The following is an 18,661-nucleotide window of genomic DNA, read 5'->3' as shown; positions in this document are numbered from 1 at the left end:
AGAGAAGCGAAGACGGATCAGGCCGGAACATCAGGCACTAATTGCATTTTCAACAGGGTAATATGGTCTTTCAGTTGCAACTTGCGCTTTTTGAGGCGGCGCAGCTGCAACTGGTCGTGGTGACCGTCCAGGGTCAACATGTCTATGACAGCATCCAGGTCGCGATGTTCCACATCGAGTTCGATCAGGCGGCGCTGGATAGTTTGGTCATCGTTCATGTGTGGCATTCCAGACAAGTTCATTTCAAAAATTTCATCAACTGCAGCAAAAAAACGCATACAATCTGAAACAATTTTTGTCGCGCAGAAAATAGTCACTGCTTGCAACAAGCAGCATACTCAGTGCATAGTTTAATCTACGGCGTCGTTGCAGCCAACAATATAGAATACGGCAGCCACGAGAGCCGTATGGTAACGCAGCCAGGACATTACCCCAAGCATATGAACGTATACAAGATTGAAGCCGGTACCGCGCAACACATTGGCAACCGGCCGGAACAGACCAACCGCACCGCCCTGTTCACCGGCGCGCGCGCGCCCGGCTACATGATGGCGGTGCTGGCCGACGGCGTTTCCGGCGGTTCGGCGGCGTCGGACCAGGCCCTGCTGACGGCCAAGCAACAATTTGACCTGTTCAAGCCGGGCGACGATCCGAGCATCGAGCGCCTGCAGGCGCTGCTGCGCGACATTGTGCTCGAAACGCACGCCGTGCTCAAGCTCACCGCCATGACCAGCACCAGCGAGCCGCATGCGACCTTCGTGGGACTGGTCATCACGCCCAAGGGCACGGCGGTGTGGGCGCACGTGGGCGATTCGCGCCTGTACCGCTTCGTGCGGGCCGAGTGCGTGGTGCGCACCAGCGACGTGCCCTACATCGAGCACCTGGTCGGCACAGACAAGCTGCCGCTGGAATCGGCCAAGAACCACCGCCACTCCAAGCTGCTGTTCAATGTGCTCGGCAACAGCCGCAAGGAGCCGTTCGTCGCTGTCGGCCACCACGAGAACCTGGCCGCCGGCGACACCTTCCTGCTGGCGTCGGACGGGCTGTGGCACTTCTTTACGGATGCCGAACTTGGCGCGGTGACCAGCAAGAACACGCCGCGCCAGGCGTCGGAACTGCTGATCAACAAGGCGGTGGAGCGCGCCCAGGGCAAGGGCGGCAACTGCACCATGGCCATTGTGAAGCTGGTCAAGCCGCCCAAGGAAGTGCCGAACTACACGGTGGAACGGATGCGCCGGGCGGTGTAAGCCGGCGTGCCGCGCCATACCCGTTACGTCCGCTAACTCGTCGTTCCCGGCCACTATCCCGTCGTTCCCGCGAAGGCGCGAACCCAAGTGTTTGGCGCAACCGGCGGCTAAGCAAACCTGGGTTCCCGCCTGCGCGGGAACGACGGTGCTGAGCTTAGCTTTGGAACGATAGCGATCAAACTATTTGGAGATCTTCACTTCCTTCGGCTTGGCCGCCGCCTCGGCGTCTTTCGCCGCCTTCTCCGCCTTCCTGGCGCTGGCCGCCTTCTTCTCTTCGACCTTGCGCTGGCGCTTCTCCGAATCGATGCGCTTCTGCTCGAACGCTTCGGCGTTGGCCGCGCGTTCCGGCACGGCCGCTCTTTCTTGCGCCGCGATGCGCGCCAGCTTGGCCGCCTGGGCCGCCTGGCGCGCTTCCAGGGTCGGCTTCGTCGACGGCCCCTTCACCTTCGGCGGCGCCGCCACCGGCGCCGGGGTCGGATTGGCCGCCAGGCGCGCTTCTTCCGCTTCCGCCACGCGCACCGATTCGGCCACCGCCGCGTCGCGCGCGTCGGCCGAGGCCTTGCGCTGGAAATGCTTGGCTTCGTCTTCCACCGCGTTCAGGTAGGCCAGGGTCACGCGCCGGTATTCGCGCGCCTCATCGAGGCAGTCGTTGACGAAAAACTTGTCGTAGCAAGTCACTTCGCTGTTGGCGTAGCGCGCTTCGGTGGCGGCGCGCTGCGCGCGCACCTGGTCGAGCTTGAGCGCGGCCTGTTCCAGGGTCGTGGTCAGCGGCACCTCGGGCGCCATGCTGGTCGGCTGCAGGCCGGGCGTGCAGGCGGCCAGGCCGGCGGCCAGCGCCAGCGCGGCAAGCCGGATCAGGGGGAAAGCAAGGCGGTTGTTCATGTTCAGTGTCCTGTGGGCGGGTCGGCGAAGGGTCAGGAAATGGGTCAGGAAAGCGAGTCGGCCGCGCCGCGCCGCTCCGCATCCATGTATTCGCGCGACTGCATTTCAATAATACGCGAGACGGTGCGGTGAAACTCGTTCGACAGCGTCCCTTGCGTGTACAGCTCTTCCGGCGGCACGGCAGCCGACATCAGCAGTTTAACCTTGTGGTCGTAGAAGACATCGATCAGCCACGTAAACCGGCGCGCCTCGGACGACTGCGCCGCCGACATGGCCGGAATCCCCGACAGCACCACGGTGTGGAAGCGGCTGGCGATTTCGAGATAATCGTTCTGCGAGCGCGGTCCGCCGCACAGGGTCGCGAAATCGAACCAGATGATGCCGCCGGCGTGGCGCAGGGCGCGGATTTCGCGCTCTTCGATGCGGATGCGCGGGTCTTCGTCGGCCGTTTCGGCGATGCGCGCATAGGCCGTGCGCAGGGCCGCGTCGGAGGCGGCGTTCAAGGGCGTGTAGTAACTCTCGACCTGTTCCAGTGCGCGCTTGCGGTAGTCGATGCCGGCGTCCACGTTCATGACGTCGTGTTTGTCCTTGAGCAGGGCGATGGTCGGCAACATGCGGTCGCGATGCAGGCCGTCCGGATACAACAGGTCGGGATCGTAGTTCGACGTCATGATGAAGGACACGCCGTTGTTGAACAAGGCGGTCAGCAAATTATACAAAATCATGGCGTCGGCGATATCCGAGACATGGAATTCGTCGAAGCAGATCAGGCGGTATTTCTTGGCGATGCGGCGCGCGACTTCGTCGAGCGGGTCGGCCACGCCCTTGAGCTCATCGAGCTCGCGGTGCACGCCGCGCATGAATTCGTGGAAGTGCAGGCGCGTCTTGCGCACCACCGGCACCACCGAGTAAAAACTGTCCATCAAAAACGACTTGCCGCGCCCTACCCCACCCCACAGGTAGACCCCGCGCGGCACGTCCGGGCGGTTGATCAGGCGCTTGAAGGTGGAGGAGCGCTGCGAGCGGAATTCGACCCACTCCTCGTAGGCGCGCTGCAGGCGGTCGACCGCGCGTTGCTGCGCCTCGTCCGAGGTAAAGCCGCGTTGGGATAAGGCGTGCTGGTAGAACTCTTGGACATTCATTTGGGGAGGCAATACAGAATGCCGGGCGCGCCGCTGCAATGCTTCGGCGCGCCCGGCGGGGTACTTATTTAGAAGTTCAAGGTACGCTTGTCGACGGCGAGCGCGGCTTCCTTGGTCGCTTCGGACAGCGATGGGTGGGCGTGGCAGATGCGGGCGATGTCTTCCGCCGATGCGCGGAATTCCATCGCGACGACCGCTTCCGAAATCAGTTCGGACGCCATCGGGCCGACGATGTGCACGCCGAGGATTTCATCGGTGGTGGCATCGGCCAGGAACTTGACCATGCCCGAGGTGTCGCCCAGCGCGCGCGCACGGCCATTGGCCATGAACGGGAAGGTGCCCGCCTTGTAGGCCACGCCGGCCGCTTTGAGCTGCTGCTCGGTCTGGCCAACCCACGCGATTTCGGGCGAGGTGTAGATCACCCACGGAATCGTGTTGAAGTTGGTGTGGCCATGCTGGCCGGCGATACGCTCGGCCACGGCAACGCCTTCTTCTTCGGCTTTGTGGGCCAGCATCGGGCCGCGCACCACGTCGCCCACCGCCCATACGTTCGGCAGGTTGGTCTTGCAGTCGTCGTCGACGGCGATGAAGCCGCGCTCATCGAGCTTCAGGCCGACGCTGTCCGCGCCCAGGCCGATGGTGTTCGGCACGCGCCCGATCGAGATGATCAGCTTGTCGAACACGGCGCTCTGCGCTTCGCCCGCGGCGTTGGCATAGTCCACGGTGACGTTGTTCGCGCCGGCGGTGACTTTGCTGATCTTGACGCCCAGGTTGATCGCCAGGCCCTGCTTGGTGAACAGCTTGTGCGCTTCCTTGGCGATCTGCTCGTCGACCGCGCCGAGGAACGTCGGCAAGCCTTCCAGCACGGTGACCTTGGCGCCCAGGCGGCGCCATACGCTGCCCATTTCCAGGCCGATCACGCCGGCGCCGATCACGCCGAGGGTGGCCGGCACGGCGTCGATGGTCAGTGCGCCGGTGTTCGACAGGATCAGTTTTTCGTCGAACGGCGCGCCTGGCAGTTCACGCGCGTTCGAACCCGTGGCGATGATGACATGCTTGGCCGCGAGCGTGTCGGCGTTGGCGCCGGTGACGCTGACCTGGTAGCCACCTTCGGCGGCGCCGGAGAACGCACCGCGGCCGTGGAAGAAGGCGATCTTGTTTTTCTTGAACAGGAACAGGATGCCGTCGTTGTTTTGTTTGACGACGGTGTCCTTGCGCTTCAACATTTGCGGCAGGTTCAGCGACAGCCCGGCGACATCGATGCCGTGTTCGGCGAAAGCATGGCCGGCGTGCTCGAAGTGCTCGGACGATTGCAGCAGCGCCTTCGATGGAATGCAGCCGACGTTGGTGCAGGTGCCGCCCGGCGCCGGAGCGCCCTTGGCGTTGGACCATTCATCGATACAGGCCACTTTGAAACCCAGTTGCGCGGCACGGATGGCGGCGATGTAGCCGCCAGGACCGGCGCCGATGACAACCACGTCGAATTGTTTTGCGTCACTCATTATTGATTCCCTTGATTTATTCTTCTGGTACGAATACCCACATCAGCAGGTAGATCAGCAGGCCAAGCAGGAAGTACAGGGTAAAGACCGTAAACACCAGCCGCCATACCCAGGCATCCATGCCCGATACCCTGGCCAGGCCGCCGCACACGCCCGAGATCCAGCGGTCGCCGCGGGTGCGGCGCAGGCGCGAGAACTCGCTGGCGAGGTCGCCGTTGCCGGGACCGGGGCCAAGGCTGGCCCGCTCTTGCTCGGCCAGCAGGCGTGCCTTGGCCTGTGAAAATTCGGCGTCGGAGAGCGCGCCGGCTTGATGCAGTTCGTGCAAACGCTTGATTTCGTCGGAGATATTCAATTATCCACCCATCCAAAACAAGGGCGAAGCACGCTCTGCAAGCGAGCGCACGCTTCGGGCTTACAGGTCCAGCAGCAAACGCGCCGGATCTTCCAGCGTTTCCTTCATCGTGACCAGGCCCAGGACGGCTTCGCGGCCGTCGATGATGCGGTGATCGTACGACATCGCCAGGTAGTTCATCGGACGCACCACAACGAGTCCGTTTTCGACGACGGCGCGGTCCTTGGTCGCGTGCACGCCCAGGATGGCCGACTGCGGCGGGTTGATGATCGGGGTCGACAGCATCGAACCGAAGGTGCCGCCGTTCGAGATCGAGAAGGTACCGCCGGTCAGGTCGTCCAGGGTCAGCTTGCCTTCCTTGGCTTTCTGGCCGAATTCACCGATTTTCTTTTCGATTTCGGCGATCGACATCTGGTCGGCGTTGCGCAGGATCGGCACCACCAGGCCGCGTGGCGAACCGACCGCGATGCCGATGTCGAAGTAGCCGTGGTAGACGATGTCGTTACCGTCGACCGAGGCATTGATGATCGGGTACTTTTTCAGCGCGGCGACAGCGGCCTTGACGAAGAAGGACATGAAGCCCAGCTTGACGCCGTGCTCTTTCTCGAACTTGTCCTTGTACTTGTTGCGCAGGTCGATCACCGGCTGCATGTTCACTTCATTGAACGTGGTCAGGATGGCGTTGGTCGACTGCGACATCACCAGGCGCTCGGCGATACGGGCGCGCAGGCGGCTCATCGGCACGCGCTCTTCCGGACGATCGCCCAGGTTGGCGGCGGCAGGCGCTGCGATCTGCTGCAGCGGGGCCTTGGCCGGCGCGGCAGGTGCTGCCATTGGTGCCGGAGCGGCTGGCTTGACGCCGCCCGCTACCGCGCCAAGGACGTCGCCCTTGGTCACGCGGCCATCGCGGCCGCTGCCGGCCACGTCGGAGGTGGTCAGGTTGTTATCGGCCAGCAGCTTGGCGGCGGCCGGCATGGCGACGTTCGATTTCGATGCGATCGCGTTGATCGCTGCGGCAACCGGATCGGCGGCGGCAGGCGCGGCTTGCACAGGGGCGCTGGAGATCTGCAGCGGGCTCACTTGTGCCGACGCTTCGGTGTCGATGATGGCGATGATTTCGCCGGCGACGACGGTCGCGCCGTCGGCCTTGAGAATCTGGGTGATGATGCCGGCGTTCGGCGCAGGCAGTTCGAGGACGACCTTGTCGGTCTCGATGTCGATCATGTTTTCGTCGCGCGCAACTGGCTCGCCGACTTTTTTGTGCCACGACAGCAGGGTCGCTTCCGCTACCGATTCCGACAGAACTGGGACTTTGACTTCAATTTGTGCCATGTAAAACTCCGTGTATTGTTTTTAGCAGCGCCCCGCCGGGGGGTGATCGACGCGGCGGGGCGTGGTGATTATTTGGTCAGGATGAAACCCTTGAGCTTCGAGAATGCCGTTTCCAGCAATTCCTTCTGCTGCGCATTGTGCTTGTCGCCATAACCGACGGCAGGCGACGCCGAAGCCGGACGACCTGCATACGCGAGGCGCTGGCCCGATTCGAGGCTCTCGAAAATGTTGTGCTGGATCTGGAACCACGGTCCCTGATTCTGCGGCTCATCCTGGGTCCACACCACTTCGGTCGCGTTCGGGAACTTTTTGAGTTCAGCCGCGAACGACTTGTGCGGGAACGGATACAGCTGTTCGACACGGATGATGGCGGTATCGAGCTGGTTGCGCGTTTTGCGGCTGTTGACCAGGTCGTAGTAGACCTTGCCCGAGCAGGCGATCACGCGCTTGACCTTCTTGGCGTCGATTTTCTCGTCGACTTCACCGATCACGGTGTGGAAGACGCCCTTGGCCAATTCGGTCAGCGGCGAGCTGGCGTCCTTGTTACGCAACAGCGACTTCGGCGTCAGGATGACCAGCGGCTTGCGGAACTGGCGCACCATCTGGCGACGCAGCAGGTGGAAAATCTGCGAGCCCGTGGTTGGCTGCACGACTTGCATATTGTTGTCCGCGCACAGCTGCAGGAAGCGTTCAGGACGCGCCGACGAGTGCTCCGGACCCTGGCCTTCGTAACCGTGCGGCAGCATCATCACGAGGCCCGACGCGCGGCCCCATTTGACTTCGCCCGACGCGATAAACTGGTCGATCACGACCTGGGCGCCGTTGGCGAAGTCGCCGAACTGGGCTTCCCAGATGGTCAGGGTGTTCGGTTCGGCGGTCGAGTAACCGTATTCGAAAGCGAGCACGGCTTCTTCCGACAGCACCGAGTCGATGACCACGAACGGCGCCTGGCCTTCCGACACATTGCACAGGGGGACATAAGTGCCCGCATCCCAACGCTCGCGGTTCTGGTCGTGCAGCACGGCGTGACGGTGGGTAAAGGTACCGCGCCCGGCATCCTGGCCCGACAGGCGGATGGCGTAGCCGGACGACACCAGCGAAGCGTACGCGAGATGCTCGCCCATGCCCCAGTCCAGGTTCAGTTCACCACGGCCCATGGAGGCGCGGTCGGCCAGCACTTTTTCGACCAGCGAGTGGACCTTGAAGTTTTCTGGCAGGGTGGTGATGCGGGTCGCCAGGCGTTTGAGTTCCGTCATCGGCACGGCGGTGTCGGCGCTGTCGGTCCATTTACGGTTCAGGAACGGCAGCCAGTCGACCGCGTACTTGTTCTTGAAGTTCGAGATGACCGGATCGATCGTGTGCTTGCCGGCGTCCATGGCGTCGCGGTAGGCCGAGACCATTTTGTCGCCGCCGTCGGCCGCCAGGGTGCCCTGGGCGATCAGCTTGTCCGCGTACAGCTTGCGGGTGCCCGGATGCTGGCCGATTTTCTTGTACATCAGCGGCTGGGTCAGCGCCGGGGTGTCTTGTTCGTTGTGACCGAGCTTGCGGTAGCAGATGATGTCGACAACGACGTCTTTCTTGAACTGGACGCGGTAGTCGAGCGCGATTTGCGTCGCCAGCACGACCGCTTCAGGGTCGTCGCCGTTCACGTGCAGGACCGGCGCTTCGATCATCTTGACCACGTCCGAGCAGTACAGGGTCGAACGCGCATCGCGCGGGTCGGACGTGGTGAAACCGATCTGGTTGTTGATCACGATGTGCACCGTGCCGCCCGTGCCGTAGCCGCGGGTTTGCGCAAGGTTCAGCGTTTCCATGACCACGCCCTGGCCGGCGAATGCGGCGTCGCCGTGGACCAGGATCGGCAGCACTTGCGCGCCATCCTTGTCGCCGCGACGCTCCATGCGCGCCTTGACCGAGCCTTCGACGACCGGGTTGACGATCTCGAGGTGCGATGGGTTAAAGGCCAGCGACAGGTGGACAGGACCGCCGGCGGTCGAGATGTCGCTCGAAAAACCCTGGTGGTACTTGACGTCGCCCGACGGCAGGTCGTCGCCGTGCTTGCCTTCGAATTCTTCGAACAGTTCCTGCGGCGACTTGCCCAGGGTGTTGACCAGGACGTTCAGGCGGCCGCGGTGGGCCATGCCGATGACGATCTCCTGCACGCCTTTTTCACCGGCGCGCTGGATGGTTTCGTCGATCGAGGCGATGAAGGACTCGGAGCCTTCCAGCGAAAAGCGCTTGGCGCCGACGTACTTGGTGTGCAGGTAGCGCTCCAGGCCTTCGGCGGCGGTGAGGCGCTCGAGGATGTGGGCTTTTTTCTCGGCCGTGAAGTTCGGGGTCGAGCGGATCGCTTCGAGTTTCTCCTGCAGCCAGCGCTTTTCCGCCGGATCGCCGATGTACATGAATTCGGCGCCGATCGAACGGCAGTAGGTATCGCGCAGGAAGTTCAGCAGGTCGCGCAGGGATGCGGTCTCAGGGCCGAAGTAGGTATTGCTGATGTTGAAGACGATGTCCATGTCGGCATCGGTGAAACCGTAGAACGCCGGATCGAGTTCCGGAATCATCGGGCGTTCCTGGCGCTGCAGCGGGTCCAGGTTGGCCCACTGCGAGCCGAGATAGCGGTAAGCGGCGATCAGCTGGGTGACGGCGACGCGCTTGCGCCCCATTTCGGCGTCGCTGGACGCGGTCACGACACGGATCGGGCCTGCCTTGGCGCGCTCGGCGAACGAGGCGATGACGGAAGCGTGGGCTACGTCGGGTTTGTTGGAGCCGTCGACCGCAGGGACGTTCTGCATGGAGTCGAAATAGGCGCGCCAGTTGTCTGGCACCGAGCCTGGGTTGTCGAGATAAGCCTCGTACAGCTCTTCAACGTACGGCGCGTTACCACCGAACAAATAGGAGTTCGCGGTTTGGTCTTGCATCATCTTGCTCACCTTTCTTCGCGCTTCGCGAGTTTGGCGGGTTAATCTAACCTTCCGCGACACGGCCTGACCGGTTAGCGGATTGCACATCAAGTTGTGGGGAAGGACTTGTAAAGCTCGCAGCATTCTTACGACGTCGGAAGAATAGCACGCGTATTGTAGCCTAACATTCCACCTTGCGAAAAAAGTTGCCAATCATCTTTTTGTCTTGGGCGATAACAAAACCACCGCAATGTCGCAAATTAGTGACATTGCACAAGTTTATGGATCGTTAAGCGCGCGCTTTCTTGCGCCAGCTCAGGGACCATATCGGTCCGATGTGATTGAAAACAAGCGATTGTTGCGTATTGTAAATGTCCATTGTGGTCATTGACCGCGCAAATGATAATAGTTATCATTTGCGTTTAGTTGACGGAAGCACCCGATGCCCACCCCCGCCACGCTCCCCAGCGCCAGCCGCGCCGCCTGGCTCAAGAACCTGCACCGCTGGCACTGGATCAGCTCGGCCTTGTGCCTGATGGGCATGCTGTTATTCAGCATCACCGGCATCACGCTCAACCATGCGACCCAGATCGAAGCCAAGCCGGCCGTAACCAAGCGCAAGGCGACCCTGCCGGCGCCGCTGCGGCGCGACCTGGAGCAGGCGGCCAGCCGGCACGCCGACGCCCGTGCCCCCCTGCCCCCGCGCGTAGCCGGCTGGGCCGAGCGCGAGTTCGGCCTGGACCTCGGCGCCAACGACGCCGAATGGACCGAGGAAGACGCGTATGTGGCCCTGCCGCGACCGGGCGGCGACGCCTGGCTGCGCATCGCCGTCGATGGCGCCGCCGAATTCGAAAAGACCGATCGCGGCATGGTGTCCTGGCTCAACGACCTGCACAAGGGCCGCAACGCCGGTCCGGTGTGGGGCTGGTTCATCGATATTTTCGCGGTGGCCTGCGTGGTGTTTTCGCTGACCGGTTTTTTGATCATGAAACTGCACGCCGCCAACCGCCCGTCCACCTGGCCGGTGATCGGCGCGGGCATCCTGCTGCCGCTCTTGCTGGCCCTTTTGTTTACCCACTAATCCACTTACCAACTACCCACTACATCCGCCACCCATGAAACTACAGCACACGCTTGCCCTTACCCTTCCCATGCTGAGCAGCTGGGCCGTCGGCGCCGATCTCGCCGTCAAGTTCGAGATCCCGCAACTGAACGTGGCCGAATACCACCGCCCGTACGTGGCCATGTGGCTCGAGCGCGCCGACCAGAGCGTGGCGGCCAACCTGTCGGTGCTGTACGACGTCAAGAAGAAAGACAACGCCGGCACCAAGTGGGTCAAGGACTTGCGCACCTGGTGGCGCAAGGCCGGGCGCGATGTGGAATTGCCGATGGACGGCGTGAGCGGCGCCACGCGCTCGGCCGGCGAGCAGACCATCAGCTTCGGCCCGGCCCGCACCGGCATCGACAAGCTGCCGGCCGGCGACTACAAGCTGGTGATCGAAGCGGCGCGCGAATCGGGCGGGCGCGAACTGGTGCGCGTTCCCTTCACCTTGCCGCTCAAGGGCAAGCAAACCTTCAGCGCGCGCGGCAAGGAAGAACTTGGCGCGGTTTCCCTCCAGATCACCCCTTAAGTGAAGACAATGACCAACACCATGATGAAAAAGACCCTGCTCGCGCTGACCCTGGCCGCCGTCTCCCTGAGCGCCTCCGCCCACCGTGGCTGGCTGTATCCGCAGTCGACCATGGTCGAGTCAAAAGAGCCGTGGGTGACCATCGACGGCGCCATTTCGGAAGGCCTGTTCGATGTGGACCACGTCGCCCTCAAGCTCGACGCGGCCACCGTCACCGATCCGGATGGCGTGGTCACGCCGGCGCCGGCCGGCTACATGGGCAAGCAGCGCAGCACCTTCGACCTGAAAATGGCCAAGAACGGCACCTACAAGATCAGCATCGTCAGCCGCAACGTGATGGCCAGCTACAAGGACAAGGCTGGCGAGACCAAGCGTTTCCGTGGCAGCGAAGAGGCCTTCGCCAAGGAAGTCCCGGCCGATGCGCCCGAACTGAAAACCACCTACGCCCACCAGCGCCTCGAGACTTTTGTCAGCGCCAACAAGACCAGCGACGGCGCCTTGAAACCGAGCGGCGTGGGGCTGGAGATGATCCCGCTGACCAATCCGACCGACCTGCGCGCCGGCGAAACGGCCAGGTGGCGCTTCCAGCTCGATGGCAAGCCGCTGCCGAAGTTCGCCTTCAGCCTGATTCCGGGCGGCGTGCGCTATCGCGGCGTGCTCGGTGAAGTGCGCCTGGAGACCGACGCCAAAGGCGAGGTGGCGGTGACCTTGCCGGCGCCCGGCATGTACTGGCTCAACGCGGGCTTTCCGGCAGCCCAGCCGAAAGGCCCGGCGGCACCCGACGCCCCGGTCGTGACGCGTCGCTACAGCTACGCCGCCACGCTCGAAGTACTGCCCGAGTAAATGCGACGTCGCGTTCTCGTTCCGCTGGCCATCGCGCCGGCCCTGCCGCCGCGCACCAGCGTGCTCCATGAGCTGGGCGGCGCCACCATGGGCACCACCTGGTCGGCGCGGGTGATGGCCCCGCCCGGCGCCCGCCCGGCCATGCTGGAAGCCTTGCAGCGCCAGCTCGACCTGGTGGTGGCGCAAATGAGCCACTGGGAACGCGACTCGAACCTGAGCCGCTTCAACAGCGCCCCGGCCGGCAACTGGCACCGCCTGCCGGATGCATTTTTCACGGTGCTCAGTTACGCGCTCGAAGTGGCCGAGGACAGCGGCGGCGCCTACGACCCGTGCGCCGGCGCCTTGGTCAACGCCTGGGGTTTCGGCGCGCGCCAGCGCTACAACGAAGCCAATTTCTACGCACCGCTGCCGGCGGCTACTCAAGCCATCGTGGCGCGCGCCGACCGCCAGCGCCTGCAACTGGACCGCGCCAGCCGGCGCGCGCTGCAAGCGGGCGGCGTGCAGATCGACCTGTCGTCGGTGGCCAAGGGCTACGCGGTGGACCTGCTGGCGCGCTGCCTCGAGGCGCAGGGACTGTTTCACTATCTGGTGGAGATCGGCGGCGAGCTGCGCGGCGCCGGCACCAAGGCCGACGGCCAGCCGTGGTGGGTCGCGCTCGAAGGCGTGCCCGGCGCCGGCGAGGGCGCCGGGCCGACCATGGTGGCGCTGCACGGACTGGCGATCGCCACCTCGGGCGACTACCGGCGCTACTTCGAACACGGCGGCCGGCGTGCGTCGCACACGCTCGATCCGCGCACCGGCGCGCCAATCCGCAACGACGTGGCGTCGGTCACCGTGCTGCATGCCGAATGCATGGCGGCCGACGCCCTCTCGACGGCGCTGTCGGTGATGGGTCCCGAGGAGGGACTGGCGCTGGCCGAGCGCCGCAAGCTGGCCGCGCGCTTTTTGCTGCGCCATGAGGGCGGCCTGCGTGAAGTCGTCTCCAGCGCCTACCAGGAATTACTGCAATGATGACTGTCGATCCGGTCCGCTGGGGCGGCGCGGCCGCCGCTATCGCGGCTTACGCGGGCATGTGCCTGGCCCTGCTGCGCGCGCGGCGCGCGGTGCACCAGGACAGCGGCGGCGCGCATGCCGACTGGCTGGTGGCCTACGCCAGCCAGACCGGCACCGGCGAAGCGCTGGCCGGGCATACCGTGGCGACCCTGCGCACCGGCGGCCTGTCGGCGCGCGCGCTCAGCGTCGAGCAACTTGACGAAGCCACCTTGCGCGGCGCGGCGCGCATCCTGTTCATCGCCAGTACCTACGGCGAGGGCGATGCGCCCGACAGCGCGGCGCGCCTGGCGCGCCTGCTCGACCAGCCGGGAATGGCGCTGGGCCAGCTGCATTACGCGCTGCTGGCGCTGGGCGACAGCAGCTACGCCAATTACTGCGGCTTCGGGCGGCGCCTGGACGCCGCCCTGCAAGCGCGCGGCGCCCAGGCGCTGTTCGCGCGGGTCGAGGTGGACCGTGGCCGCGGCGCCGCCATCGAGGCATGGCAGCATCACCTGAGCCACCTGGCCGGCACCAGCGACGCCCCCGACTGGAGCGCGCCAGGCTATGGCCACTGGCGCATCGCGGCGCGCCGCCTGCTCAATCCCGGCAGCGCCGGCGCGCCGGTGTACCGCATCGACCTGCTGCCGGCCGAGGGCGAACTGCCGGCGTGGGAAGCGGGCGACCTGGTGCAAGTGAGCGCGCCGGGCGACCCGGATTATCCGCGCGAGTACTCGATTGCCTCGACCATGGCCGAAGGCCGCCTGTCGCTGCTGGTGCGCCTGCACGCGCGCGACGATGGCAGCGTCGGGCTGGCGTCGGGCTGGCTGTGCCGCGAGGTGCAGGAAAGCGCGCCGGTGCTGCTGCGCGTGCGCCAGCACAGCCGCTTCCGGATCGGCGAGAACGCCGCGAGGCCCTTGATTTTGATCGGCAACGGCACCGGCATCGCCGGCCTGCGCGCGCACCTGAAAAGCCGCGCCGACGCGGGCCAGGCGCGCAACTGGCTGGTGTTCGGCGAGCGCAATGCCGCGCACGACCACTTCTGCGCCGACGACATCGCCGCATGGCGCAAGGCCGGCATGATCGACACGCTCAGCCTGGTGTTTTCGCGCGACGGCGCCGCCGAACGCTATGTGCAGCACGCGCTGGCGGCGCAGGCCGCGCAGCTGCGCAGCTGGGTGGACGAGGGCGCGGCGGTGTATGTCTGCGGCAGCCTGCACGGCATGGCCGGCGCCGTGCATGAAACCCTGGAAAGCGTGCTTGGCGGAGACACCCTCGCCATGCTCGACGAGAGCGGCCGCTACCGGCGCGACGTGTATTGATATCGAAAAATATGCATAAAATATAATCTTGCCTATTTTATCAAATACGAATGAGAATTGTATTGATAACGATTCTCATTTACATGGTTGACCATTTCTCCTACAATGACTAGGTTGTTGGCAATTTATGTCCGACCCACCCCACGTCGAAGAAGAGAAACAGATGGCCCCGATCAAAAGCCGCAAGCACGCGCAATCCCGTTTCAATCAACACATGAGCGCCGCGCTTGCCGCGCTGCTGGTCCCGGTGGCCGCGCATGCCGCCGCCGAGGCGCCGCAGGCCAAAACCTTGCCGGAAGTCCAGGTCATCAGCAAAACCGGCGAGGAAGCCGGCAACGACTTCAAGGCCGAGCGCGCCGCCTCGCCCAAGTACACCGAAATCCTGCTCAACACCGCGCAAACGGTGACCGTGATCAAGAAAGAACTGATCATGCAGCAAGGCGCGGTGACCCTGACCGAGGCCCTGCGCAACACGCCCGGCGTGGGCACCTTCTTCCTCGGCGAGAACGGCAACACGACCACCGGCGACACCATCTACATGCGCGGCTTCGATTCGTCGACCAGCATTTTTGTCGATGGCGTGCGCGACATCGGCTCGATTTCGCGCGACGTCTTCAACGTCGAACAGCTCGACGTGCTCAAAGGCCCGGCCGGCACCGACACCGGGCGCTCGTCGCCGACCGGCTCGGTCAACATGGTCACCAAGCAGGCGGTGATGGAGTCCGGCACGACCGGCACGGTGGTGGCCGGCAGCGGCAAGCAAAAGCGCGCCACGCTCGATTACGCGAGCGTCATGAGCGCAGAAAAAGGCGTCGCCTTCCGCCTGAACGCGCTGGCGCAGGACAGCGGCACGCCGGGGCGCGATGTGGTCAAGAACAAGCGCTGGGCGCTGGCGCCGTCGCTCGCCTTCGGCCTGAACAGCCCGACCCGCGTTTACCTGAACTACCTGCACGTGGACCAGGACAATGTGCCGAGCGGCGGCGTGCCGACCATCGGCCTGCCCGGCTACAAGAGCCCGGATGCGCGCACCTTCCTGACCACTGCGGCGCCGGTCAACCCGGACAATTTCTACGGGTCGGCCAGCGACTACGACAAGGTCAAGGCCGATATGTTCACCGTCAAGGTCGAGCATGATTTTTCGCCGACCGTCAAGCTGCAAAACACCACCCGCTACGGCAAGACCTCGCAGGATTACCTGTTGACCGCCTTCATGGGCACCAGCGCCAACCTGAAAACGCCGAACGTCAACGACCCGTCGACCTGGACCATCACGCGCGGCAACCGCACCGTCAAGGACCAGTCCAACACCATCTTGACCAACCAGAGCGTGGCGACGGTGAACCTGGACCTGGGCGGCCTGAAGCATACTTTCGTGGGCGGCCTGGAACTGACCAGCGAAGAGCAAACCAACTACAGCTACACGGGCGCCGGCACGATGGCGGTCGACTCGCTGTACGCGCCGAACCCGACCTCGCCGATCGCCGGCCTGAACCTGGTGCGCAACGGCGCGGGCACCAATGCCAAGGTCGATACCCAGAGCGTGTACCTGTTCGATACGATCAAACTGGGCGAGAAGTGGATTTTCAACGTGGGTGGCCGCATGGACCACTTCAACGTGAACTACAACGCCACCAGCCTGTCGACCGCGACCGCCAATCCGACCTTGCCGGTGGGTACCCTGGTGCCGACCAACCTGAAGCTGAGCGACACGGTCGGCAACGGCAAGGTATCGGCCCTGTACAAGCCGACCAAGGATAGCAGCGTGTACGCCCTGGTCGCCACGTCCAAGCAGCCGCCGGGCACCAATTTCTCGCTGTCGACGTCCGCCAACAGCGCCTCGAACCCGAAATACGATCCGCAGCAATCGACCACCACCGAAATCGGCACCAAGTGGGATTTCCTCAAGCAAAAGCTGTCGCTGACGGCGGCGGTGTACAAGACCACCGTCAAGAACGAGCTGGAGCAGGACCCGGTGGACTTGCTGTACTACCAGACCGGGCGCAAGCAGGTGAAGGGGATCGAGCTGGGCGTGACGGGTGAGGTGGCGCGCAACTGGCTGGTCAGTGCCGGGTATGCCCGCATGGATACGAAAGTGAACAATGGCAAGGTCGTCACCGCCAGCGGGATCAACAACCTGAACTACACGCCGAAGGATGCGTTCACCTCGTGGACCTCGTACACCCTGCCGATGGGCCTGAAAGTGGGCGGCGGCGCGCGCTATGTCGGCAAGCTGCTGCGCGGCACCGATGGCGCGGTGGGCACGCCGGCGTTTGCCGATGCGTACTGGGTGGTCGACGCGATGGCGTCGTACAGCGTGAGCAAGAACGTCGATCTGCAGCTGAACTTGTACAATCTGGCGGACAAGGAATACATTGCGCAGATTAACAAGAGCGGTTATCGCTACACCCCGGGCGCGCCACGCTCGGCGAGTTTGACGGCGAATTTCCGCTTCTAAAAGACCCGCGGAGTCATGCCCACTTAACATTCGCCCGCCACCTTCAAAACCGTCATTCCCGCGCAGGCGGGAATCCAAGGCACCGTCGCTTAGCGTAGATGCCTTGGATTCCCGCCTGCGCGGGAATGACGGTTTTGAGGTTAACGCATAAATATGCTCAACAGCTCATCTCCTCATACACCACACATTTTATGATGCTCCACATTCCCCAGGTACTCACCCCCGACCAGGTCGCCGCCATGCGCCGCTCGCTCGACGCGGCCGACTGGACCGACGGCCGCGCCACGGTCGGCGCCCAGGGCGCCCAGGTCAAGCACAACGAGCAACTGCCCACCGACGGCCCCCTCGCCGCCGAACTGGGCCGCATTATCCTCGCGGCCCTGGCTGCCAATCCGCTCTACTTCGCCGCCGCCCTGCCCCTGCGCACCGTGCCGCCGCTGTTCAACCGCTACACCGGCGGCGGACACTACGGCGCGCATGTGGACGGCGCCGTGCGTAACGTCGCCGGCAGCACCTTGCCGCTGCGTACCGATGTCTCCTGCACCCTGTTCCTGTGCGAGCCCGAGGACTACGACGGCGGCGAACTGATCGTCAACGACACCTACGGCGTGCATGAAGTCAAGCTGCCGGCGGGCGATATGATCGTGTATCCCTCGTCGAGCGTGCACAAGGTCGAAGCGGTCACGCGCGGCAGCCGCGTCTGCTCTTTCTTCTGGGTCCAGAGCATGGTGCGCGACGATGCCCGCCGCGCCATGCTGCTCGAACTCGACCAGACTATTGTGCGCCTGCGCGCCCAACTGGGCGACAGCGAGGAAACCGTCAGCCTGACCGGGCATTATCACAACCTGCTGCGCATGTGGTCGGAGATCTGAACTGGACTTTCCCATCTAGATAATTTATTCTAGGTACATTCCCACCGCTACCCTCCCCATGCCAGAGCCGACCGCCATCCCCAAGCCCACCGCAGCGGAACTGGAAATGCTGCGCCTGCTGTGGCAACTCGGGCCGGCCAGCGCCAAACAGGTGCACCAGGCGGCCGTGGCCAGCCGTCCCGACATGGCGTACGCGACCGTGCTGCGCCTGCTTCAGTTAATGCACACCAAGGGTTTGCTCACGCGTGACGAAAGCGCCCGCGCGCATGTGTACGCGCCGGCGCAGCCGCAGGACTCGCTGCAGACCAGCCTGATCAAGGAACTGATCCACAAGGCGTTTTCGGGCTCGGGCAAGGAACTGGTGCTCGCCGCCCTGCGCGGGCACGTAAGCGCGCGCGAACGGGCGGAAATCCAGGCGATCCTGGACCAGGAACAAAAGTAGTCCGTTTTCATGCCTCATGCCTCATGCCTCGGGCGCGCCAACCGCCCTGCATCAACCAACTGGAGTATACGATGGGCACCTACGTGCACTACTCGCTCGGCGACGAGGATGGTGTCAAGACCGCGTTCCTTGCAGATCTCGGCGTCTTTCTCGCGTGGCTGGACCCGCGCATTGCAGAGTATCCCGATGAGTTCCCAGCGGGCATGCGGGAAAAGATCCTCGACTTCATGCGGCGTGGCGAGGCCGCATTGCTTACAGCATCGCGCGAGGAAGCCAGGCTGATCGACTTGATTATCGATGAATACTACTGGAACTTCAGCTTCGACAGCCACCGGCATCCGGCGATCGATATCACGCCGTCCATGCACAAGTGGTATCGCTACGCTAGCGAGCTATCCGATGTCTTGCCGGCTGCCTCGGCCGTCGCCTGCGATTACTATCGCGCGCTGTTTCGCGGCTGTTCGCTGGTCGAATGCGACGGCCATGTCTACCAATCGCAAGACGACGTCTTTCATCTCTCCTGGCTCTTGCCGGCCCAGGTAGTGGCATTGCTGGCCGAACTGGAGCCCTTCGAGAGCGAACTCGATGCAATGCAAGACGACCAGGCGGGCGTCTTGTGGGTACTCGTGTCCCTCCAGGAAGCCAAGCGCGCGGGGGCAAGCCTGATCGTGGCGATTGCCTGAGCGCGGCTGCCGATCATCTTAGTG

General features: G+C 63.9%; 17 protein-coding genes. 10 read left to right on the top strand and 7 right to left on the bottom strand.

Annotation, left to right across the window (positions count from 1 at the left end; genetic code table 11):
* Positions 1 to 17 precede the first annotated feature (17 nt).
* Complete coding sequence (locus F0185_RS27715; RefSeq protein WP_166881122.1) at positions 18 to 218, bottom strand: YdcH family protein; 201 nt, start codon at positions 216 to 218, stop codon at positions 18 to 20.
* 222 nt (positions 219 to 440) lie between these two features.
* Between F0185_RS27715 and F0185_RS27710 the strand changes: the two genes are divergently transcribed.
* Positions 441 to 1,247 carry a PP2C family protein-serine/threonine phosphatase gene (locus F0185_RS27710; protein WP_167230302.1) on the top strand — a complete coding sequence of 269 codons (807 nt, stop codon included), beginning with the start codon at positions 441 to 443 and terminating at the stop codon, positions 1,245 to 1,247.
* A 180-nt stretch (positions 1,248 to 1,427) separates the two neighbouring features.
* On the opposite strand, the gene F0185_RS27705 is transcribed toward F0185_RS27710, so the two are convergent.
* The 6 genes from F0185_RS27705 to F0185_RS27680 form a co-directional block, all read right to left on the bottom strand.
* Positions 1,428 to 2,129 carry a hypothetical protein gene (locus tag F0185_RS27705; protein WP_167230300.1) on the bottom strand — a complete coding sequence of 234 codons (702 nt, stop codon included), beginning with the start codon at positions 2,127 to 2,129 and terminating at the stop codon, positions 1,428 to 1,430.
* A 44-nt stretch (positions 2,130 to 2,173) separates the two neighbouring features.
* Positions 2,174 to 3,271 (bottom strand): cell division protein ZapE, encoded by a 1,098-nt coding sequence (zapE, locus tag F0185_RS27700; RefSeq protein ID WP_167230297.1) that lies wholly within the window; start codon positions 3,269 to 3,271, stop codon positions 2,174 to 2,176.
* Between the two features lie 68 nt (positions 3,272 to 3,339).
* Entirely contained in the window at positions 3,340 to 4,773 is a 1,434-nt protein-coding gene (gene lpdA, locus F0185_RS27695) for a dihydrolipoyl dehydrogenase (RefSeq protein WP_167230294.1), read from the bottom strand.
* 16 nt (positions 4,774 to 4,789) lie between these two features.
* Complete coding sequence (locus tag F0185_RS27690) at positions 4,790 to 5,125, bottom strand: PspC domain-containing protein (protein ID WP_166881087.1); 336 nt, start codon at positions 5,123 to 5,125, stop codon at positions 4,790 to 4,792.
* 60 nt (positions 5,126 to 5,185) lie between these two features.
* On the bottom strand, positions 5,186 to 6,457 hold the full coding sequence (odhB, locus tag F0185_RS27685) for a 2-oxoglutarate dehydrogenase complex dihydrolipoyllysine-residue succinyltransferase (RefSeq protein ID WP_167230291.1): 1,272 nt from the start codon (positions 6,455 to 6,457) through the stop codon (positions 5,186 to 5,188).
* A 68-nt stretch (positions 6,458 to 6,525) separates the two neighbouring features.
* The gene (locus F0185_RS27680; RefSeq protein WP_167230288.1) at positions 6,526 to 9,381 is read right to left on the bottom strand and encodes a 2-oxoglutarate dehydrogenase E1 component; all 2,856 of its coding nucleotides are present in this window, start codon (positions 9,379 to 9,381) and stop codon (positions 6,526 to 6,528) included.
* 421 nt (positions 9,382 to 9,802) lie between these two features.
* Here F0185_RS27680 and F0185_RS27675 point away from each other — a divergent pair, with 421 nt between their 5' ends.
* The 9 genes from F0185_RS27675 to F0185_RS27635 all read left to right on the top strand — a co-directional run bounded on the left by F0185_RS27675 (position 9,803) and on the right by F0185_RS27635 (position 18,637).
* The gene (locus tag F0185_RS27675; RefSeq protein WP_167230285.1) at positions 9,803 to 10,441 is read left to right on the top strand and encodes a PepSY-associated TM helix domain-containing protein; all 639 of its coding nucleotides are present in this window, start codon (positions 9,803 to 9,805) and stop codon (positions 10,439 to 10,441) included.
* Positions 10,442 to 10,475: 34 nt separating this feature from the next.
* The gene (locus F0185_RS27670; RefSeq protein WP_166894019.1) at positions 10,476 to 10,991 is read left to right on the top strand and encodes a DUF2271 domain-containing protein; all 516 of its coding nucleotides are present in this window, start codon (positions 10,476 to 10,478) and stop codon (positions 10,989 to 10,991) included.
* Positions 10,992 to 11,000: 9 nt separating this feature from the next.
* Entirely contained in the window at positions 11,001 to 11,834 is an 834-nt protein-coding gene (locus F0185_RS27665; RefSeq protein ID WP_229477221.1) for a DUF4198 domain-containing protein, read from the top strand.
* Positions 11,835 to 12,845 (top strand): FAD:protein FMN transferase, encoded by a 1,011-nt coding sequence (locus tag F0185_RS27660; RefSeq protein WP_167230282.1) that lies wholly within the window; start codon positions 11,835 to 11,837, stop codon positions 12,843 to 12,845.
* Positions 12,842 to 14,185 (top strand): sulfite reductase subunit alpha, encoded by a 1,344-nt coding sequence (locus tag F0185_RS27655; RefSeq protein WP_167230279.1) that lies wholly within the window; start codon positions 12,842 to 12,844, stop codon positions 14,183 to 14,185. The genes F0185_RS27660 and F0185_RS27655 overlap by 4 nt, the downstream gene beginning before the upstream one ends.
* Positions 14,186 to 14,348: 163 nt before the next feature.
* Positions 14,349 to 16,640 (top strand): catecholate siderophore receptor Fiu, encoded by a 2,292-nt coding sequence (locus tag F0185_RS27650; protein ID WP_167230424.1) that lies wholly within the window; start codon positions 14,349 to 14,351, stop codon positions 16,638 to 16,640.
* Positions 16,641 to 16,831: 191 nt separating this feature from the next.
* Complete coding sequence (locus tag F0185_RS27645) at positions 16,832 to 17,512, top strand: Fe2+-dependent dioxygenase (protein WP_167230276.1); 681 nt, start codon at positions 16,832 to 16,834, stop codon at positions 17,510 to 17,512.
* A gap of 58 nt (positions 17,513 to 17,570) precedes the next feature.
* The gene (locus F0185_RS27640) at positions 17,571 to 17,954 is read left to right on the top strand and encodes a BlaI/MecI/CopY family transcriptional regulator (protein ID WP_166894011.1); all 384 of its coding nucleotides are present in this window, start codon (positions 17,571 to 17,573) and stop codon (positions 17,952 to 17,954) included.
* Positions 17,955 to 18,025: 71 nt separating this feature from the next.
* A complete protein-coding gene (locus F0185_RS27635; protein WP_167230273.1) occupies positions 18,026 to 18,637 on the top strand; it encodes a hypothetical protein in 612 nt (203 codons plus the stop codon).
* Positions 18,638 to 18,661 lie beyond the last annotated feature (24 nt).

Origin of the sequence: Massilia rubra, from assembly GCF_011682065.1 — a bacterium.
In the GTDB taxonomy this organism is placed as follows: Bacteria; Pseudomonadota; Gammaproteobacteria; order Burkholderiales; family Burkholderiaceae_D; genus Telluria_A; species Telluria_A rubra.
The sequence above is the reverse complement of the archived record's forward strand: the minus strand, read 5'-3'. Positions and strand labels throughout refer to the sequence as shown.

Excerpts from the sequence above, each read along its gene's own strand:
- F0185_RS27715 (WP_166881122.1), bottom strand. The coding sequence starts at position 218 with ATGAACGATGACCAAACTATCCAGCGCCGCCTGATCGAACTCGATGTG.
- F0185_RS27710 (WP_167230302.1), top strand. The coding sequence starts at position 441 with ATGAACGTATACAAGATTGAAGCCGGTACCGCGCAACACATTGGCAAC.
- F0185_RS27705 (WP_167230300.1), bottom strand. The coding sequence starts at position 2,129 with ATGAACAACCGCCTTGCTTTCCCCCTGATCCGGCTTGCCGCGCTGGCG.
- zapE (WP_167230297.1), bottom strand. The coding sequence starts at position 3,271 with ATGAATGTCCAAGAGTTCTACCAGCACGCCTTATCCCAACGCGGCTTT.
- lpdA (WP_167230294.1), bottom strand. The coding sequence starts at position 4,773 with ATGAGTGACGCAAAACAATTCGACGTGGTTGTCATCGGCGCCGGTCCT.
- odhB (WP_167230291.1), bottom strand. The coding sequence starts at position 6,457 with ATGGCACAAATTGAAGTCAAAGTCCCAGTTCTGTCGGAATCGGTAGCG.
- F0185_RS27680 (WP_167230288.1), bottom strand. The coding sequence starts at position 9,381 with ATGATGCAAGACCAAACCGCGAACTCCTATTTGTTCGGTGGTAACGCG.
- F0185_RS27675 (WP_167230285.1), top strand. The coding sequence starts at position 9,803 with ATGCCCACCCCCGCCACGCTCCCCAGCGCCAGCCGCGCCGCCTGGCTC.
- F0185_RS27670 (WP_166894019.1), top strand. The coding sequence starts at position 10,476 with ATGAAACTACAGCACACGCTTGCCCTTACCCTTCCCATGCTGAGCAGC.
- F0185_RS27665 (WP_229477221.1), top strand. The coding sequence starts at position 11,001 with ATGACCAACACCATGATGAAAAAGACCCTGCTCGCGCTGACCCTGGCC.
- F0185_RS27660 (WP_167230282.1), top strand. The coding sequence starts at position 11,835 with ATGCGACGTCGCGTTCTCGTTCCGCTGGCCATCGCGCCGGCCCTGCCG.
- F0185_RS27655 (WP_167230279.1), top strand. The coding sequence starts at position 12,842 with ATGATGACTGTCGATCCGGTCCGCTGGGGCGGCGCGGCCGCCGCTATC.
- F0185_RS27650 (WP_167230424.1), top strand. The coding sequence starts at position 14,349 with ATGGCCCCGATCAAAAGCCGCAAGCACGCGCAATCCCGTTTCAATCAA.
- F0185_RS27645 (WP_167230276.1), top strand. The coding sequence starts at position 16,832 with ATGATGCTCCACATTCCCCAGGTACTCACCCCCGACCAGGTCGCCGCC.
- F0185_RS27640 (WP_166894011.1), top strand. The coding sequence starts at position 17,571 with ATGCCAGAGCCGACCGCCATCCCCAAGCCCACCGCAGCGGAACTGGAA.
- F0185_RS27635 (WP_167230273.1), top strand. The coding sequence starts at position 18,026 with ATGGGCACCTACGTGCACTACTCGCTCGGCGACGAGGATGGTGTCAAG.